The organism is Microbispora sp. GKU 823, from assembly GCF_002027145.1.
Taxonomy (GTDB): domain Bacteria; phylum Actinomycetota; class Actinomycetes; order Streptosporangiales; family Streptosporangiaceae; genus Microbispora; species Microbispora siamensis.
On record NZ_MWJN01000157.1, the window covers coordinates 1 to 14,787 of the forward strand.

21 protein-coding genes and 1 tRNA gene are annotated in these 14,787 nt (G+C 69.4%); 9 read left to right on the top strand and 13 right to left on the bottom strand.

Annotated elements, in window-relative coordinates; genetic code table 11:
• Window positions 1-97: 97 nt before the first annotated feature.
• The 5 genes from B1L11_RS41965 to B1L11_RS49195 form a co-directional block, all read right to left on the bottom strand.
• Window positions 98-391, bottom strand: coding sequence for a hypothetical protein (locus B1L11_RS41965; RefSeq protein ID WP_079320750.1), 294 nt, complete (start codon window positions 389-391; stop codon window positions 98-100).
• On the bottom strand, window positions 388-597 hold the full coding sequence (locus B1L11_RS41970; protein ID WP_079320760.1) for a heavy-metal-associated domain-containing protein: 210 nt from the start codon (window positions 595-597) through the stop codon (window positions 388-390). Before B1L11_RS41970 ends, B1L11_RS41965 begins: the two co-directional genes overlap by 4 nt.
• 112 nt (window positions 598-709) lie before the next feature.
• The gene (locus tag B1L11_RS41975; RefSeq protein WP_079320751.1) at window positions 710-1,999 is read right to left on the bottom strand and encodes an ArsB/NhaD family transporter; all 1,290 of its coding nucleotides are present in this window, start codon (window positions 1,997-1,999) and stop codon (window positions 710-712) included.
• Window positions 1,996-2,433 (bottom strand): CBS domain-containing protein, encoded by a 438-nt coding sequence (locus B1L11_RS41980; protein WP_079320752.1) that lies wholly within the window; start codon window positions 2,431-2,433, stop codon window positions 1,996-1,998. The genes B1L11_RS41975 and B1L11_RS41980 overlap by 4 nt, the downstream gene beginning before the upstream one ends.
• A gap of 119 nt (window positions 2,434-2,552) precedes the next feature.
• Entirely contained in the window at window positions 2,553-3,875 is a 1,323-nt protein-coding gene (locus tag B1L11_RS49195) for an NUDIX domain-containing protein (RefSeq protein WP_218671649.1), read from the bottom strand.
• A 110-nt stretch (window positions 3,876-3,985) separates the two neighbouring features.
• Between B1L11_RS49195 and B1L11_RS41990 the strand changes: the two genes are divergently transcribed.
• From B1L11_RS41990 to B1L11_RS42000, 3 genes are read left to right on the top strand one after another with little or no spacing between them, the layout of a single operon-like run.
• Window positions 3,986-4,921, top strand: coding sequence for an aldo/keto reductase (locus tag B1L11_RS41990; protein WP_218671650.1), 936 nt, complete (start codon window positions 3,986-3,988; stop codon window positions 4,919-4,921).
• Between the two features lie 46 nt (window positions 4,922-4,967).
• Window positions 4,968-5,294: a helix-turn-helix transcriptional regulator gene (locus B1L11_RS41995; RefSeq protein ID WP_079320763.1), complete on the top strand. Its 327-nt coding sequence runs from the start codon at window positions 4,968-4,970 to the stop codon at window positions 5,292-5,294.
• The gene (locus tag B1L11_RS42000) at window positions 5,291-6,151 is read left to right on the top strand and encodes an SRPBCC family protein (RefSeq protein WP_256863361.1); all 861 of its coding nucleotides are present in this window, start codon (window positions 5,291-5,293) and stop codon (window positions 6,149-6,151) included. The genes B1L11_RS41995 and B1L11_RS42000 overlap by 4 nt, the downstream gene beginning before the upstream one ends.
• Before the next feature lie 18 nt (window positions 6,152-6,169).
• On the opposite strand, the gene B1L11_RS42005 is transcribed toward B1L11_RS42000, so the two are convergent.
• From B1L11_RS42005 to B1L11_RS42015, 3 genes are all read right to left on the bottom strand, one after another.
• Complete coding sequence (locus tag B1L11_RS42005) at window positions 6,170-6,484, bottom strand: STAS domain-containing protein (protein WP_179155568.1); 315 nt, start codon at window positions 6,482-6,484, stop codon at window positions 6,170-6,172.
• 206 nt (window positions 6,485-6,690) lie between these two features.
• Window positions 6,691-7,512 (bottom strand): SAM-dependent methyltransferase, encoded by an 822-nt coding sequence (locus B1L11_RS42010; RefSeq protein ID WP_079320754.1) that lies wholly within the window; start codon window positions 7,510-7,512, stop codon window positions 6,691-6,693.
• Between the two features lie 104 nt (window positions 7,513-7,616).
• Window positions 7,617-8,021 carry an ATP-binding protein gene (locus B1L11_RS42015; protein ID WP_179155569.1) on the bottom strand — a complete coding sequence of 135 codons (405 nt, stop codon included), beginning with the start codon at window positions 8,019-8,021 and terminating at the stop codon, window positions 7,617-7,619.
• A gap of 301 nt (window positions 8,022-8,322) precedes the next feature.
• On the opposite strand from B1L11_RS42015, the gene B1L11_RS42020 reads away from it, so the two are divergent.
• The 6 genes from B1L11_RS42020 (at window position 8,323) to B1L11_RS42040 (ending at window position 11,495) form a co-directional block, all read left to right on the top strand.
• Complete coding sequence (locus tag B1L11_RS42020; RefSeq protein ID WP_079320765.1) at window positions 8,323-8,565, top strand: DUF397 domain-containing protein; 243 nt, start codon at window positions 8,323-8,325, stop codon at window positions 8,563-8,565.
• Window positions 8,566-8,642: 77 nt separating this feature from the next.
• Complete coding sequence (locus tag B1L11_RS42025; RefSeq protein WP_079320756.1) at window positions 8,643-9,548, top strand: helix-turn-helix transcriptional regulator; 906 nt, start codon at window positions 8,643-8,645, stop codon at window positions 9,546-9,548.
• A 143-nt stretch (window positions 9,549-9,691) separates the two neighbouring features.
• Window positions 9,692-10,087 carry an ATP-binding protein gene (locus B1L11_RS42030; RefSeq protein ID WP_143737938.1) on the top strand — a complete coding sequence of 132 codons (396 nt, stop codon included), beginning with the start codon at window positions 9,692-9,694 and terminating at the stop codon, window positions 10,085-10,087.
• Window positions 10,088-10,391: 304 nt separating this feature from the next.
• Window positions 10,392-10,511 carry a DLW-39 family protein gene (locus B1L11_RS49200; protein WP_208802288.1) on the top strand — a complete coding sequence of 40 codons (120 nt, stop codon included), beginning with the start codon at window positions 10,392-10,394 and terminating at the stop codon, window positions 10,509-10,511.
• Between the two features lie 39 nt (window positions 10,512-10,550).
• Window positions 10,551-11,267 carry an HAD family hydrolase gene (locus tag B1L11_RS42035; RefSeq protein ID WP_079320758.1) on the top strand — a complete coding sequence of 239 codons (717 nt, stop codon included), beginning with the start codon at window positions 10,551-10,553 and terminating at the stop codon, window positions 11,265-11,267.
• Window positions 11,268-11,422: 155 nt separating this feature from the next.
• Window positions 11,423-11,495: transfer RNA gene (locus B1L11_RS42040), tRNA-Ala, on the top strand.
• A gap of 118 nt (window positions 11,496-11,613) precedes the next feature.
• On the opposite strand, the gene B1L11_RS46215 is transcribed toward B1L11_RS42040, so the two are convergent.
• From B1L11_RS46215 to B1L11_RS42055, 5 genes are all read right to left on the bottom strand, one after another.
• Entirely contained in the window at window positions 11,614-12,492 is an 879-nt protein-coding gene (locus B1L11_RS46215) for a hypothetical protein (protein WP_143737939.1), read from the bottom strand.
• Window positions 12,458-12,856 (bottom strand): tyrosine-type recombinase/integrase, encoded by a 399-nt coding sequence (locus tag B1L11_RS53320; RefSeq protein ID WP_256863363.1) that lies wholly within the window; start codon window positions 12,854-12,856, stop codon window positions 12,458-12,460. Before B1L11_RS53320 ends, B1L11_RS46215 begins: the two co-directional genes overlap by 35 nt.
• Complete coding sequence (gene xerC / locus B1L11_RS42045; RefSeq protein ID WP_256863364.1) at window positions 12,829-13,455, bottom strand: tyrosine recombinase XerC; 627 nt, start codon at window positions 13,453-13,455, stop codon at window positions 12,829-12,831. Before xerC ends, B1L11_RS53320 begins: the two co-directional genes overlap by 28 nt.
• 164 nt (window positions 13,456-13,619) lie before the next feature.
• Entirely contained in the window at window positions 13,620-13,865 is a 246-nt protein-coding gene (locus B1L11_RS42050; protein WP_079320759.1) for an excisionase family DNA-binding protein, read from the bottom strand.
• A 58-nt stretch (window positions 13,866-13,923) separates the two neighbouring features.
• A partial coding sequence (locus tag B1L11_RS42055) for a replication initiator (protein ID WP_372974779.1) occupies window positions 13,924-14,787 on the bottom strand: 864 nt, incomplete at its 5' end.

Consider the following 14,787-nt stretch of genomic DNA (forward strand, 5'->3'; position numbering starts at 1 on the left):
AGCTTGCGCTCGATCCGGTTCGCACACGACGCGCAGGTCATGCCGCCTATCGAAAGCTCGACCACGCCGGTCGGCCGTTCATCGGTTGTCGCCGACATCACCACTCCTTCCTCTCGCGTCGTGCCGCCGGCCGACGGTTGAAGTCCGGGGGCAGGCGGTGGTCCCCGCCGCCCGGCGCCGACGCGGCGAAGGTCGCTCGTCCGCCCGCGCCCTCCTCGGGGTGCGGGTAAGCCAGGTCGCCCGCATGGGTCGTGACCAGGTCACCGACGGGCCTGCCGTCCTTGCTCACCGTGAACACGAGCTTACTGACCCGGCCCGGCGTGAGGTCGCCCGCCGCGAAGATCACGCCGCGGCCCGCGGCGTACGCGCCGAGCCGGGCGGGGGTGTTCACGAGACGCCCGCCACGTCGTATCCGGCCTCCCGGACGGCCGCCACGATGGCCGCGTCGTCGACGCCGCCGTCGGTCTCGACCGTCAACAGACCGGAGGCGAGGTCCACCCGGACGTCGGTCACACCGGCGACCGCGCCGACCTCCTCGCTGACCGAGCTGACGCAGTGGCCGCAGGTCATGCCGGTGACGGTGTAGGTGCTGGTCATGACGATCACTCCCGTAACTCGTTCCTCATCGACGTGAACACCGTACCCCCCTAGGGTATTTCCGCGTCAAGTCCGGGGCCCGGTTCCGGCGGGCCCGCCGGGCCCGCCGGGCCTACAGGAGGTAGCGCAGCCAGAGGTACGGCACGCACAGGGCCACCGTGACGACGGTGACCACCAGGCCATACTTGGTGAACTGCCAGAAGCTGATCCGCGCGCCGTTGCGCTCGGCGATGCCGAGGATGACGACGTTGGCGGAGGCCCCGATGGCGGTGGCGTTGCCGCCGAGGTCCGCGCCGAGCGCGAGCGCCCACCACAGCACGTGGTGGTCGCCGCCGGGCACGTGCTGCGCGAGGTCGGACACGATGGGGCTCATCGTGGCGACGTAGGGAATGTTGTCCACGATCGCGGACAGCCCGGCCGACGCCCAGAGCAGGACCATGGCGGTGACACCGGGCCGTCCGGCCGTCGCCTCCGCCGCGGCCCGGGACACCTGGCCGATGACCCCGGTCTCGACGAGCGCGCCGACCATCACGAACAGCCCGGCGAAGAACACCAGCGTCGGCCACTCCACCTCGCGCAACGCGTCGTCGGTGGTGATCTTGGTGACCAGCACGAGCAGCCCGGCCCCGAGCAGCGCCACGACCGACGGCTCGTAGTGCAGCACCGGGTGCAGCACGAACGCCGCGATGACCACGCCGAGCACGGACAGGCTCTGCACGAGCATGACCTTGTCCTGGATCGCCGCCCGCTCGTCCAGTTGCATGATCTCGGCCGCCCGCTCGGGGTCGTACCGGAACGCCTTGCGGAACAGCAGCCGGCACAGTCCGATGAAGACCGCCGTCAGCACGATCACCAGCGGCGTGAGGTGGACGAGGAAGTCGTTGAAGGTCAGCCCGGCGCGGGAGGCGATGATGATGTTCGGCGGGTCGCCGACGAGGGTCGCGGTGCCACCGATGTTGGACGCCATCGCCTCGGCGATCAGGAACGGCGCGACCGGCAGCGCGAGGCGTTCGCAGACGAGGAACGTGACCGGCGCGATCAGCAGCACGGTCGTGACGTTGTCCAGCAGCGCCGACGCCATGGCCGTGATCACGAGGAGCAGCGCCATGAGCCGGAACGGCCGTCCCCTGGCCCGTTTCGCGGCCCAGATCGCCAGGTACTCGAACACGCCGGTCTGCCGCAGCACGCCGACGATGATCATCATGCCCAGCAGCAGGAAGACGACGTTCCAGTCCACGCCGGACTCCTGGGAGAAGAACGCGGAGTCGGCAGCCGTGGCGTGGACGAGCAGCAGGACCGCGGCACCGCCCAGGGCGGCCTTGACCCGGCGGACCTTCTCGCTGGCGATGAGGACGTACGTGGCGACGAAGACGATCGCCGCCACCCATGCGGTCACCGTCATGCGAGCCGCTTGAGCAGCGCGGAGAGCGTGACCGCGCCCAGCAGACGGTCGCCGTCGAGCACCGCGACCAGGGGGCTGCGGGTGCGCGCCATCAGCGCGGCGACCTCCAGGAGCGTGGCGTCGGGATCGGTCACCGGGAGCTCGCGCGGCCGTTCCGGCAGCGCCTGGCGGACCGTGCGCTCGCCCAGGGCGCGGACGAACGCGTCGGCGTGCGCCTCGTCGATCACCCGGGCCAGCGCGGGATCGTCCTGGCAGTAGCGGGGCACGGCCAGGCGCAGCACCTGCGTCCCCGGCAGGATCGACACCGGCGACCCGCGCTCGTCCAGCACGATCAGCCCGGGCAGTTCGCGCTCGGCCATGAGGCGCGCGGCATCGGCTACGGGGGAGTCGAGCTCCACGGTGGGGAACGGCACTACGAGATCCCGGGCACGCATGCTCTCACCTGCCCGCCACGTGCGGCTGTGCTCACGTCTGCCTTCCGGTCGCCGGTACGGTCCCCCGGGTACGGGAGACCTCTTCGCCGACCAGACTTCCCGGCACGCCCCGCATCAGGCTATCGGCCGGATAAGCCGTACAAAAGCCCCGAAGATGCGTGGCGGACGAATACCCCCTCGGCGTACGGCAGGCGCCCGGGCGACCCGGGCGGGAGCGGGACCGTGCCCTCGGGCGCCTCCGTCAGCCGGGCGGAGAAGGCGAGACGGCGTCCGACGCGTCCCCGGGCCGAGACGTAGTCGTCCGCACCGGCGAAGGTCACCTCCCCCACCGGGGTGAGCCGCGCCAGCGCCGCCTCCACTCCCTCACCCGGCCGTACGACCGTGGCGGGCAGGCGGTCGGTCTCGTCGTCGGAGTGGACGAGCACCCCGCCGTCGAGCCACCCGATCAGGCAGACCGTGACCTCCTCGAACCCGGCGCGTACGGCCTCGGCCGCCAGATCGGCGGAGCCCGGGACGTCCCATCCGTGCAGGGAGAAGACCGGCGGCCCGGAAGCGGCGCCGGCGGACGCGGTGGGAACCGGCGGGGCCGGGGCGAGCGCCCGCCGCACGGCCTCGATGCCCGCCCGCGCGTACGGCACGGTCGGTTCGGGCAGCCGGTCGAGCGGGAACCAGGCGAGCTCGGCGCACTTGTGCGGCTCGGCGTTGACCGGTGTGCCGGTGATGGAGCGCGCCACGAGGAACATCCCGATGCGGGCCGTCCCGCCCGCGTTGCGGTGGTGCATCACGTGGACCACCTCGCAGCCGTCCACCTCGACGCCGAGCTCCTCACGGGCCTCCCGCACGGCGGTGTCCACCACCGACTCCCCCTCCTCCAGGTGCCCGGACGGCATGATCTGCCACTCCCCGTCGGCGTAGCCGGTGCCCTGGCGGCGGCCGAGCAGCACCTTCTCGCCGTCCGTCAGCACCAGATGCACATCGACGACCGGCCGGTAGCGGCCCGGGGCGTACGTCGCGGAGTCCAGCAGCGCGGGCAGGGTCGCGGCGTTCGCGGAGACGAACTCCCCCAGCTCGGGCGGGACCATGTTCAGCGTGCGCACGTCCTGCGGGCGTATGCGCCGCACCTCGTGCAGGCCGATGTCCGGTTCGAGGAACTCGGGGCCGCTGCGGCGCGACAGGTCGAGCGACACGAGACGGCAGGCGAAGACCGTGCTCAGGCGGCCGGGCTCGGCGAGGGTGAACACGTGCAGCGCCGGTCCCGCCGTCGCCCCGAGCTCCTCGTCGAGCTCGCGGCGCAGCGCCGCCTCGGGAGTGGCGTCGGTGGGCTCCACCCCGCCGCCCGGCGTGACCCAGTACGGCTCCCGCCCCGGCCGCACGCGCCGGAACAGGACGACGTCGTCGCCGTCGAACAGGATGGCCCTGACGCTGTGCCGTACGGAGGTCATGTCCGGCATCCTCTCGCGGACGGTCCGGCGTCCGCTGCCGGAAGGGGCCGAAATACGGTGAGGAGAGCTCTCCCCGCAGGGAGGTGCTCCGTGAAGAAGGGATGCAGGGCATGACCGAAATGACCTACCGGCGGCTGGGCGACTCGGGACTCGTCGTCTCGGCTCTCGGCCTCGGCGGCAACAACTTCGGCCGCAGGATCGACCTCGACGCCACGCGCGCCGTGGTCGACGCGGCGCTCGACGCCGGCGTCACGTTGATCGACACCGCCGACATCTACGGCGAGTCGGAGACGCTGCTCGGTGAGGTGCTGAAGGGGCGGCGTGACCAGGTCGTCATCGCCACCAAGTTCGGCGGGGACGTGAACGGCGCCAACGGGCCCGACTGGGGCGCGCGGGCCTCGCGGCGCTACGTCCGCCTGGCCGTCGAGCGGTCGCTGCGCCGCCTCAAGACCGACTGGATCGACCTCTACCAGCTGCACTTCCCCGACCCGTCCACGCCGATCGAGGAGACCCTGTCGGTCCTGACCGACCTGGTGCGGGAGGGCAAGGTCCGCTACGTGGGCTCGTCCAACTTCGCGTCGTGGCAGGTTACCGACGCGGACTGGATCGCCCGCACCGGCGGCTTCGAGCGTTTCGTGAGCGCGCAGAACGAGTACAGCCTGCTCGACCGGCGGGTGGAGAAGGAGCTCGTCCCGGCGCTGCTGCACCACGGCGTCGGCCTGCTGCCGTACTTCCCGCTGGCCAACGGCCTGCTCACCGGCAAGTACCGGCGCGGGGAGGAGCCGCCGGCGGGCACCCGCCTCGCGGGCCGGCCCCAGTATCTGACCGACGCGCGGTTCGAGCTGGTGGAGAGGCTGCGGGAGTTCGCCGAGCGGCAGGGCGTGTCCCTGCTGGACGTCGCGATCGGCGGCCTGCTCGCGCAGCCGGCCGTCTCCTCCGTGATCGCGGGGGCGACCCGGCCCGAGCAGATCAAGGCCAACGTCGCGGCGGCGGCGTGGCGACCGGACGAGGCGGCGCTGAAGGAGCTGAACGAGATCGCGAGCTGACTATATGCGGTTGTGGCTATATAGCTGATCGGGTATGTTCGGTGGCGTGTCAGCGACCTTCGACGTACTCGCCGAGCCCGCCAGGCGGCGCATCCTCGACCTGCTGCTCGAACGCCCCCGTCTGGTCGGGGAGCTCACCGAGCGGCTCGGCCTGACCCAGCCCGGCACTTCCAAGCACCTCAAGGTGCTGCGGGAGGCCGGGCTGGTCCGTGTGCGCCGGGACGCCCAGCGCCGGTGGTACGAGCTGTGCCCCGAGCCGCTCGCCGAGATCGACGCCTGGCTCGCGCCCTACCGGCGGCTGTGGTCGGAGAGCTTCGACGCGCTGGAACGGCACCTGGACACGATGCCCGAACATTCAGAGGAGACACCGTGAACGCGACGCTCGGCATGTTCGACGGGCGGCCGTCGCTGCGCATGGAGCGCAGGCTGGCCCACCCTCCGGAGAAGGTCTGGCGGGCGGTCACCGAGCCCGACCGGCTCGGCCAGTGGTTCCCGTTCACGGTCGTCGAGATGGACCTGCGGGTGGGCGGAAAGATCACGTTCGACGGTGGCGGCATGACGATGGACGCCGAGATCACCGAGCTCGACCCGCCCCGCCTGTTCGCCTTCCTCCAGCACTCGCCGGCGGAGATGCCGCGCGAGGGCGACAACCTCCTGCGCTTCGAGCTGCTGCCCGAGGAGGGCGGCTGCCTGCTCGTCTTCACCCAGGTCTTCCACGACCGGCCGGCCGCGGCGAGCTACGCGTCCGGCTGGCAGGTCTGCCTCGACGCCATGGAGGCGGTCGCCGGCGGACGACCCGCCGAGTGGCCCGAGGGGAACTTCGCCCACCTCCATGAGGCGTACGTGGAGGCGTTCGGGCTGGCCGAGGGCGTGGCCGAGCGACTGGACGAGCAGATGGACGGCGGCTGGCGGGTGCGTTTCGAGCGGCAGCTCACCCGGCCGGTCGAGGAGGTCTGGACCGCCGCCGGCGCACCGGCCGCGACACCCGGTGAGCAGGTGCCCGACGGCCTCGGCGAGGGGATCGTCACGGCCGTCAGGGAGCCCGCTGCCGGGCTTCCCGCGTACGTGGAGTCCGGCGAGCGGGGCAGGCGGGTGCGCTGGGAACTGTCGCAGGGAACCGGGCACGGCGCCCGGCTGGTCGTCACGGAGGCCGGCCTGCCCGACGCCGCCGGGGCCCTGAAGGCATGGCGGGACCGGATCGAGACCCTGGCGCGGCGGCTGCTCGCCTGAGCCCGGCTGGCGGGGCCGTCACTCGTCGAGCATCTCCAGGAGGCGGCGCAGGTAGGGCGGCACGTTGCGCAGCCGTACGGCGTCGCCCGCCGCGGGGGACGCCGGAGCCAGCAGAGCCCGCAGTCCCGCCAGGTCGATGAACCGCAGAGCCGCCGTGTCGACGGTGATCTCGCTGCCCTCGCTCCTCGCCTCGGCGAGCGCGGTCGCCAGGGCGGCGCTGTTGGAGACGTCGACCTCGCCCTCGATGATCACCGAGGAGTCCGCGGGGGACCACCTGACGCTGAGGTAGGTGTCCGTGTAGAGAACGCCGCAGTGGCCGCCGGCCGGATTCACGAGACGCACCGGTGCGGCGAACCGGTACGCGAAGCGCTGTCCGCCCGTCTTGAGTACGTATTTTCGGAGCAGGACACGGTGAATGTCGTCACGGTCCCACCTCCTCGCTGGGAGTGGAAATACTCACTGAGCGTGGCCGTCCGACAGCGCATCTGTCAACGGTTAGTCCGGTTAATATTCAACGAAGATCCACGATCGGGCGCTTCTCACCGCTTGCGGCCGACGCCGCCGACCGACCAGACCATGTCCTTCGGCGGTCGCAGTTCGCCGGGCTCCGGCCGCCATTCGGGCACCTGGACCAGGCCGGGCTCCACCATTTCCAGATCGCCGAACAGGGGCAGGATCTCGGCCCGGGTGGGCAGCCGCAGGCGGCCGTCGTCCTTGGCCGCCCATTCGTTGGCGAATAGCAGAGCGAGCTTGTCCGTCACCTCCGGCCGGATGTCGGAGATCGCGTGACTGATGACCATGTAGCTGCCGGGCGCTATCGCCTCGCGCAGGTGTGCGGTGATCGCCATCGTCAGGTCGTCGTCGTTGATCGCCGCCAGGACCGAGACGAGCAGGACGCCCACGGGCTCGTCGAGGTCCACGAGCTCTCGCAGCCGGGGATGCGTGAGGATCGAATCGGGGTCGCGTACGTCGCCCTGGATCACCGCGACGCGCTCGTTCTCCTCCACCAGCGCCCGGCCGTGGTTCACCACGACGGGGTCCTTGTCCACGTAGACCACGCGGGCGTCGGGGGCGCACTCCCGTGCGATCTCGTGCACGTTGCCCTGGGTCGGCAGGCCGCAGCCGATGTCGACGAACTGGCGGATCCCGGTGGCGGCCAGGAACCGTACGGTCCTGCGGAGGAACTTGCGCCCCTCGCGGCACATCAGGGGGAGCTCCGGCGCGATCAGCAGCGCGGCCTCCGCGGCCTCGCGGTCCGCGGCGAAATTGTCCTTCCCGCCGAGCCAGTAGTCGTAGACCCGGGCCTCGTTCGGGACGGACGGGTCGAAACCCACAGGCTCGACCGGGGGGAAACCCGGCATGATCCTCCGTTCAGCCCTGATGACCGATACTACCGGTGCAATACGGGCTGAAGTGAGGATTCGTGCGGGTGTCGGCGATTCGGGCCTTCTTTGCCGGGCCGGGCTCAGCGGTAGACGGCGGCCTCGGCCGTGAATCCGGCCCACACGGCCTTGCCCACGGGCCGTAGCCGCGCCCAGCCCCACATGCGGCTGACCCCGGCGACGACCTGAAGACCGCGCCCGGTCTCCGCGACGTAGTCGGGCTCGCGCAGCACCGGCGCGTCGTTGCTGGGGTCGGTGACCATGCACAGCAGCGCGCGGGACGAACGAAACATCAACAGGCGTACCGGCAGGGGATGGATGGCCTGGTGCCGCAGGCCGTGGCGCAGCGCGTTGGTGACCAGTTCGCAGACCGCGAGCGCGGCGTCGTCGGCGACGTCCTCCATGGACCAGGTCCGCAGCACCCCGGCGGTGAAGTGCCGCGCGGTGCGCGCGGCGAGACTCTCACGGTGGAACTCGTGCACGGCCACCTGGGGAATCCCGCACGGCTCCTCGCCGCCGGTCCAGGGCCAGCGCCTGCCTTCCGGAAAGACCTGCTCAAGCGTGCCCAGCCACGGATCCCGGGCAACGCTATCGGCTTCTGCGAGGGAAGCACGGTCTGTCCGATAACCAGTCATTGAGAGCCTTATGAGGTTGATGTCGACCATGTGGCGGGATGACTCAGTAAGTCATACTGCTCCCATTGATGCTGCTGTGCAAGTACAGATGCACGTGCAAACGCACGAATGTTGTCGGTTGGGCTCGGATTCCGAAACGAGGCGCCCCGTGTCCATGATCTACAACGGAATGCCTTCATCTCACCTGGGTCGGCAGGCCTGGCGCAAGAGCCGGCACAGCAATCCGAGCGGCAACTGCGTCGAGATCGCCGCGCTGCCCGACGGCCGGGTGGCCCTGCGCAACTCCCGGCACCCGTCCGGACCGGCGCTGATCGTGCCTCTTGCGGACATGGCCGCATTCCTCCGCTCCGCCAAGGAGGGCGAATTCGACGACCTCCTCGGCGAAGTGGAGAAATGATCTCGCCACTTGCGCGGGCCGACCTGGCGAGTATCGTGAACGTGGCGTAAACATCGGTGCACCTCAAAGGACCCCATATGACTGCGGCCCCTATGGAGGGTGTGCCTCACCCGCTCGACCTGGCGGCACGATCACGCCGCAGCCCCACCGTCCTGCGCATTCTGCTCGGCACCCAACTGCGACGGCTCCGTGAGAGCAGGCATATCCGCCTGGAGGAGGCCGGCCACGCCATCCGCGCCTCCCATTCGAAGATCAGCCGGATGGAACTCGGGCGCGTCGGGTTCCGCCGCCGTGACGTCGCCGACCTCCTCACCCTGTACGGCGTCACCGACGAGAGCGAGCGGGAGGCGCTGCTCTCGCTCGTCGCCCAGGCCAACGCCCCCGGCTGGTGGCACAAGTACGACGACGTCCTGCCCTCCTGGTTCGAGGCGTACGTCGGCCTGGAGCAGGCCGCGAGCGCGATCCGCTGCTACGAGGTGCAGTTCGTGCCCGGGCTGCTACAGGCCCCCGGGTACGCCGAGGCGGTCGTACGGCTCGGCCATCCCGACGCGCCGGACGAGGAGGTCGAGCGCCGCGTCCGGCTGCGGATGGACCGCCAGGAGGTGCTGGTCCGGCCGGATCCGCCCATTCTGTGGGCCGTGATCGACGAGGCCGTGCTGCGCCGTCCGGTGGGTGGGGCCGAGGTGATGCGGGCCCAGATCGAGTACCTGCTCGAGATGATCGACCTGCCTCGTGTAACGCTCCAAATCATCCCGTTCAGCGCCGGCGGCCACGCGGCTGCCGGAGGGCCGTTCAGCATCCTGCGCTTCGCGGGGGTAGGCCTGCCCGACGTCGTCTACCTCGAACAGCTCACCAGCGCGATCTACCTGGAGAAACGGGAGGACATCGACCGCTATCTCGCGGTCATGGAACGCCTGTGCATCCAGGCCAGACCGGCGTCGGAGACCAAGCGGATGCTGCAGCAGCTCATGACGGAGCTGTGACGATGCGCTAGCGTCACGTGCGCGACCCTCCGCTGCCGCACGCCCGCAGGAGACGGTGGCGCAACCCGTACCCGAAAATACGTGTCAGGTGCGCGTGGGCGGTAAATGGAGTACTACCACACCGTGGGGCAAGCAGGAGGGCGGTGAGAACCTTGGCGGGCAGCCTGCTCAGCCTTGAGTTCGACCGAAGTTCGGTCACCTGGGTGCGGCATCTCGTCATGGTGTCGGCGCAGGAGGCCGGACTCGAGGGCGTGGCCCTGGAGGACTTCGTGCTCGCGGTGCACGAGGCGGTCACCAACGCCGTCCGCTATGGCTCCCCGCCGCGGGGAATCGCCATGTGGCGTGAGGCGGGGGTGCTGGTGGCTGAGATCAACGACAAAGGTCCCGGCATTCCCGACGAGGCGCTGGAGCGCGAGGAGTCGGCGACGCGGTTCGACTTCGGGGGACGTGGACTCTGGCTCATGAACCGCCTGGCCGACCTTGTCGTGCGTACGGGGGCCGAGGGAACGACGATCCGCCTCAGCGTGACGCTTCCCTGACCGACATTTGACTTCCGCTGAGAGCGGAGCACGGACCGCCTGACCGAAACCAGGCTTCCCCATCTCCCCGAACTCCGTCTGCCCGCAGGGTTAGCGCCGCTGTGAGCTGGGCACTTCTGATCTCGCCGCCCTGCCGCCAGGATCGGACGGCGGGCCAAGCGGGCGAGCCGTAATCATGATTTTGGTGCACCGAAATTTCGGGCAATCCGGGTCGGACGCCGAAGCCTTGCTAGGCTGCAGGGAACCGTAGAACCGGGCGTTGTCTCACCCGGCAGGTGAGACCGTCGAGAAGTGGGGTCACACCGTGAAGAAGCTGCTTGTTCTCGCTCTGGTCGCCGTCGGCGGGCTTCTGGTCTGGCGCAAGGTGCAGGCCGACCGTGCCGAGCTCGATCTGTGGACCGAGGCCACCGGCAGCGAGAACTGACCACCAGGGATGGTGCTTGATCGTGGCAAGGGTACGGGAATGACCCCCGTGAAGCTGGCCTGTCTTGACTTGGCCGGAACCACGATCGGTGACATCGACATGGTGGAACGGGCGTTCGCCGAGGCGATCGCCACGCAGGGCATCGTCCCCGGGACCAGCGCCTATGCCCGTGCCATGGTGCATGTGCACAGGTCCCGGGGATGTCCCAAAATCGAGGTCTTCCGGGGCATTTTCCCCGGCAACGAGGCCCAGGCGCAGGCCGCGAACCTGACCTTCGAGCGCTCCTACGAAGGAGCCATCGAACGGACCGGTCTCGTGCCCCTGCCGGGGACCGTCGAGGCCATCGCGAAGCTGCGCGACGCGGGCCTGAAGATCGCCCTGATCACCGGCTTCAGCCGCGCGACCCTGGGACGGGTGCTGAGCACCCTCACCTGGGTCGACATGCTGGACCTCGCACTGTGTCCCGAGGACGCCGGACGCGGCCGTCCGTACCCGGACATGGTGCTCACCGCCGTCCTGCGCTCCGGCGTCGACGACGTACGGCAGGTGGCCGTGGCGGGCGACTCCGAGAGCGACATGCTGTGCGGCCGGCGCGCGGGCGCCTCGATCGTCGCCGGAGTGCTCACCGGCGTCCACAGCAAGGACCGTCTGCTCGGCGGCGGCGCCACTCACATCATCGACTCCATCGCCGACTTCCCCGGGCTCGTCCTCGGCAACGAGGTCGGCGCCTCACCGGTGGCCACCTCGGCCTCCTGACCGCCGCTTGGTTCCCCGTGCGGGTCTGCTCCGGCGGGCACGCGGCCACGTGGGCGACGCGGCGGGGTATCGAGTGGCGCTCGGGTGCGGGCTGTTGCTACGGTGTACGCACCGGCGGCCTGTGGATCTGCGTTTGCGCAGTTCGCACCCGTCAGGGGGCCTTAGCTCAGCTGGCAGAGCGCCTGCTTTGCAAGCAGGAAGTCAGGGGTTCGAATCCCCTAGGCTCCACCTCGAAAAACACCGCCTCCCTGATCTTGGGAAGCGGTGTCCGGGCCATTAACGGGCCATTAGGTCGCGGGGGCCTGGTCATCGGCCACATCGTCCTCGTCCTCCTTCCGGGTTGTCTCTAGCGCGGGTTTGCAGAGCATGAGTGAGCCTCTACAGGCCACGGGTCCCGTCCCCATGTGTCTCGCTCATGCCTTGTTTCCTCTGCCGGACTGACCAGCGATGTGGTCTCCTGGCCCCATGCGTCGAGCCCGTCTATCGCAGTGGCCCGATAAACACGATTGGAACTGGCAGCCAGGAAGTCGCGCACCATCGGAGCGAGAACGGCTCGATGATGGGTGAGCTCGGGGGCGTCCAGGAGCCAGACGGCAGCGGCGAGAGCCGCTTCCCGGATGGCGGGATCCGGACCATGGAGAAGTGAGGACACGCCCTGGAAGAGGGCGGGGCGGATGGCTCGGACCTCGGTGAATGCTGGGTAGTCCTCCAGGGAGAAACCCAGGCGCAGGAGTGTCGCTTCTGCTTCCTTGTCGACCTCGCGGGCCACGGATCCCAGCCAGTCCAGGAGTGCTTGACGCAGTAGATATCGCCGGCCCTCGCCGCCGTACGGAACCGCGGTGTCGGTGCGTGGATCGCTGAGGATCGCGGCGACGTACAGGGCTGCCGGGGCTGTCGCCGTGTACAGGGAGTTTTGATGGTGCACCGGGCCGTTGAGGTGATCGAGAGCTCTGGCTTGGGCGTCTGGGGTGCCGTTAAGAAGGTCCGCCAGCGCGGCACGTGTGTCCGCAGCCGATCCCAAGGCGTGCTCGAGCGAGGCCCAATCGGTTTCCTCGATCAGTGCAAGCGGATCAGATGGAGAATCGGTCATATCCTTGATCGCCACCTTCAAAGTATGGTTGTCGCCGATCTCCTCTGCTCCATCAGGTAGAACGCCGCTCTCCTGATACACGAAAGCGGCGCTTGGGTGATTAGCTCTCTGCAAGCGTTCCTGCTTCGCCGCCATCCCGCCTTCTTCGCTCAGCCTCGACACGAGCGCTCAGCGCATCGGCGATCCTCTGATCGGCGTCGCGCGTGGCGTGCTGATAGATGAGTGCCGCCCGATCGCTGTCGTGCCCCATCCGCGCCTTGAGATCGGCCAGGCTCGCGCCCGACTGCGCGGCGAGCGTGTTCCCCGTGTGCCGCAGGTCGTGGAAGTGCAGACCCTTGACGCCCATCTCCTTGAGCGCTTCCGCCCACTTGGCCTCACGCCGGAAGTTGCCACCGCGCAGGTAACCGCCTCGCTTGCCGAGAAAGACGAACGCCTCGTCGGCCTGACCGGCGAACTCGGCGAGATGCTCGGTCAGCGCCGGAACGATCGCCGAGGGGATGCTGACGGTGCGCTTGCCGGCCGCGACTTGGGCGGCGCGAGCACCATGTCTCCGCCGTCCAGCTCGATGAGCTGTTCCCGCACCCGGACCGTACGCGCGTTGAGATCGATGTCCGCCCGCCGCAGCGCGATGACCTCGCCCCATCGAAGGCTGGCGAAGGTGGCCAGCAGGATCAGCGCGCGGAAGCGCCGGTCGGCCATCTTGTCGGCCAGCTCGAAGACCTGGGCCACGGTGAGGATGGGCCGCTCGGGTGTCTGCTCGTTGTCCGCGCCCTTGATCCGGCACGGGTTCCGGCTGAGCAGCTTGTCCTCTTCGACGGCCGTCATCAGCACGGCCCGCAGCAGGCGGTACGCCTTGGCCGCGGTGGACACCGAGACGCCGTTGTCGATGAGCTTCGCCCGCCACGACCGGATCATCTGCGTCGTCAGCTTGCCCACGGCCACGCCGCCCAGGCCAGGGACGATGTGCCGGTCCAGGAGCCAGGTGTACAGCTCGACCGTCTTGGGCCGCAGGCCCGGTCGCTCCTTGATCCACGTACGGGCGTAGTCGTGGAGCAGGACTTTCCCACGGTCGGGGTCCGTCCACTCCCCTGAAATCATCTGCGCTTCGATCAGGGTCAGCGCGCGATCCGCTTCGGTCCGCGTGGCGAAGGTCGTGGGGCCGGTATGCATCCGTCCGTCTGGGCCGGGATAGCGAATCTGGTAGCGGCCGGACTCTCGCTTGCGGATATTGCCGAAACGCCGGTGACCGTTTCTGTTCGCCATCAGGCCGCCCGTCCCTTCGGGGCCTTCATCGGCTCGACGAGCCCGTCCGCGATGAACGCTTCGAGAGCGGCTTCGGGAATGCGAACGCTCCGGCCGACGCGGACGAAGAAGATACGGCGTTCGGCGATCAGCCGACGAGGAAAGCGAACCGAGGTGTTCAGCCGCTCGGCCGCCTCTTCGACGCGGAGAAGACGACCTTGGGCCTCGGGCGGGAGCGGCGTAGTGGGCGAGGTTGTATTCGTCATGCGGCCCTCCCTTCGGTTGCCGAAAAATCTCTGCCGTCTGCCTGGGCTTCGAGCTGGTTCATGTGGTTGCGCAGCGCTGGCGTTCGTGGACCGAGCGCAGGAGGCGCACGCCGATCGGGGCGAGTTCGGGATCACCGGGCTTGACCGGCCGCCAGATGTAGCGGTGGGGATCGACCGGCGCGTCTTCGACGCCGAGCGCTTCCAGGACCCACGTGCGCCGGTCCTGCTTGTGCTCCGTCAGGGTCTTGTTCGACCACTTCCGGGACACCAGGACGCGACGGCCCGCGTAGCCGAGGTGATCGGGCTTGTGCGCCTTGCCCTTGCACCGGCCCGGAGCCATCCCCGGCTTGGCGCCCTTGGGCTGGACGCCGTAGCGAAGCCAGTTCGGGCAGGTCGGCGAGCACGGCTCGAAGCGCAGCGCATCGAGCAGCCGTTCGGCGTGAGCCTTGCGGCGTGGGTCGTCGGTGCCGAGGGCGTCGCCGAGGCTCTTGGTCAGGTATTTCGACAGGTACTGAATGAGCTGGTCGGCGTCGGGGGTTCCGGCGAGGACGCTTTGGATGTCGAGCTGGTCGCCGAAGCGGAGTACGTGCAGGGGTTCGGCCTCGTCGTCCTGGTCGAGCCGGTCGAGGGCCTGTTCCCAGGTCGGCAGTACCTCCCCGGTGTCGGGGTCGAGGTAGCCGGCCCCGTCCTCCCACACCGGCAGACGGTCCCCTTCGAAACGCACGACATCAGTGGACGGCCACCACACTTGGTGGTAGGTCGCGGCGATGATCTGCCGCAGCTCGGCACGGGGCAGGGTGCCGCGGATCGCCATGTGCAGATGTGGGGCGAGCCGCTTCTGAGGTTCGACGGTGGCGAAGTACTGCACGTCGTACCCGGCGACCCGGCGGAGGTTCTGCACGAAGCGGTCGACGAGCTTGGA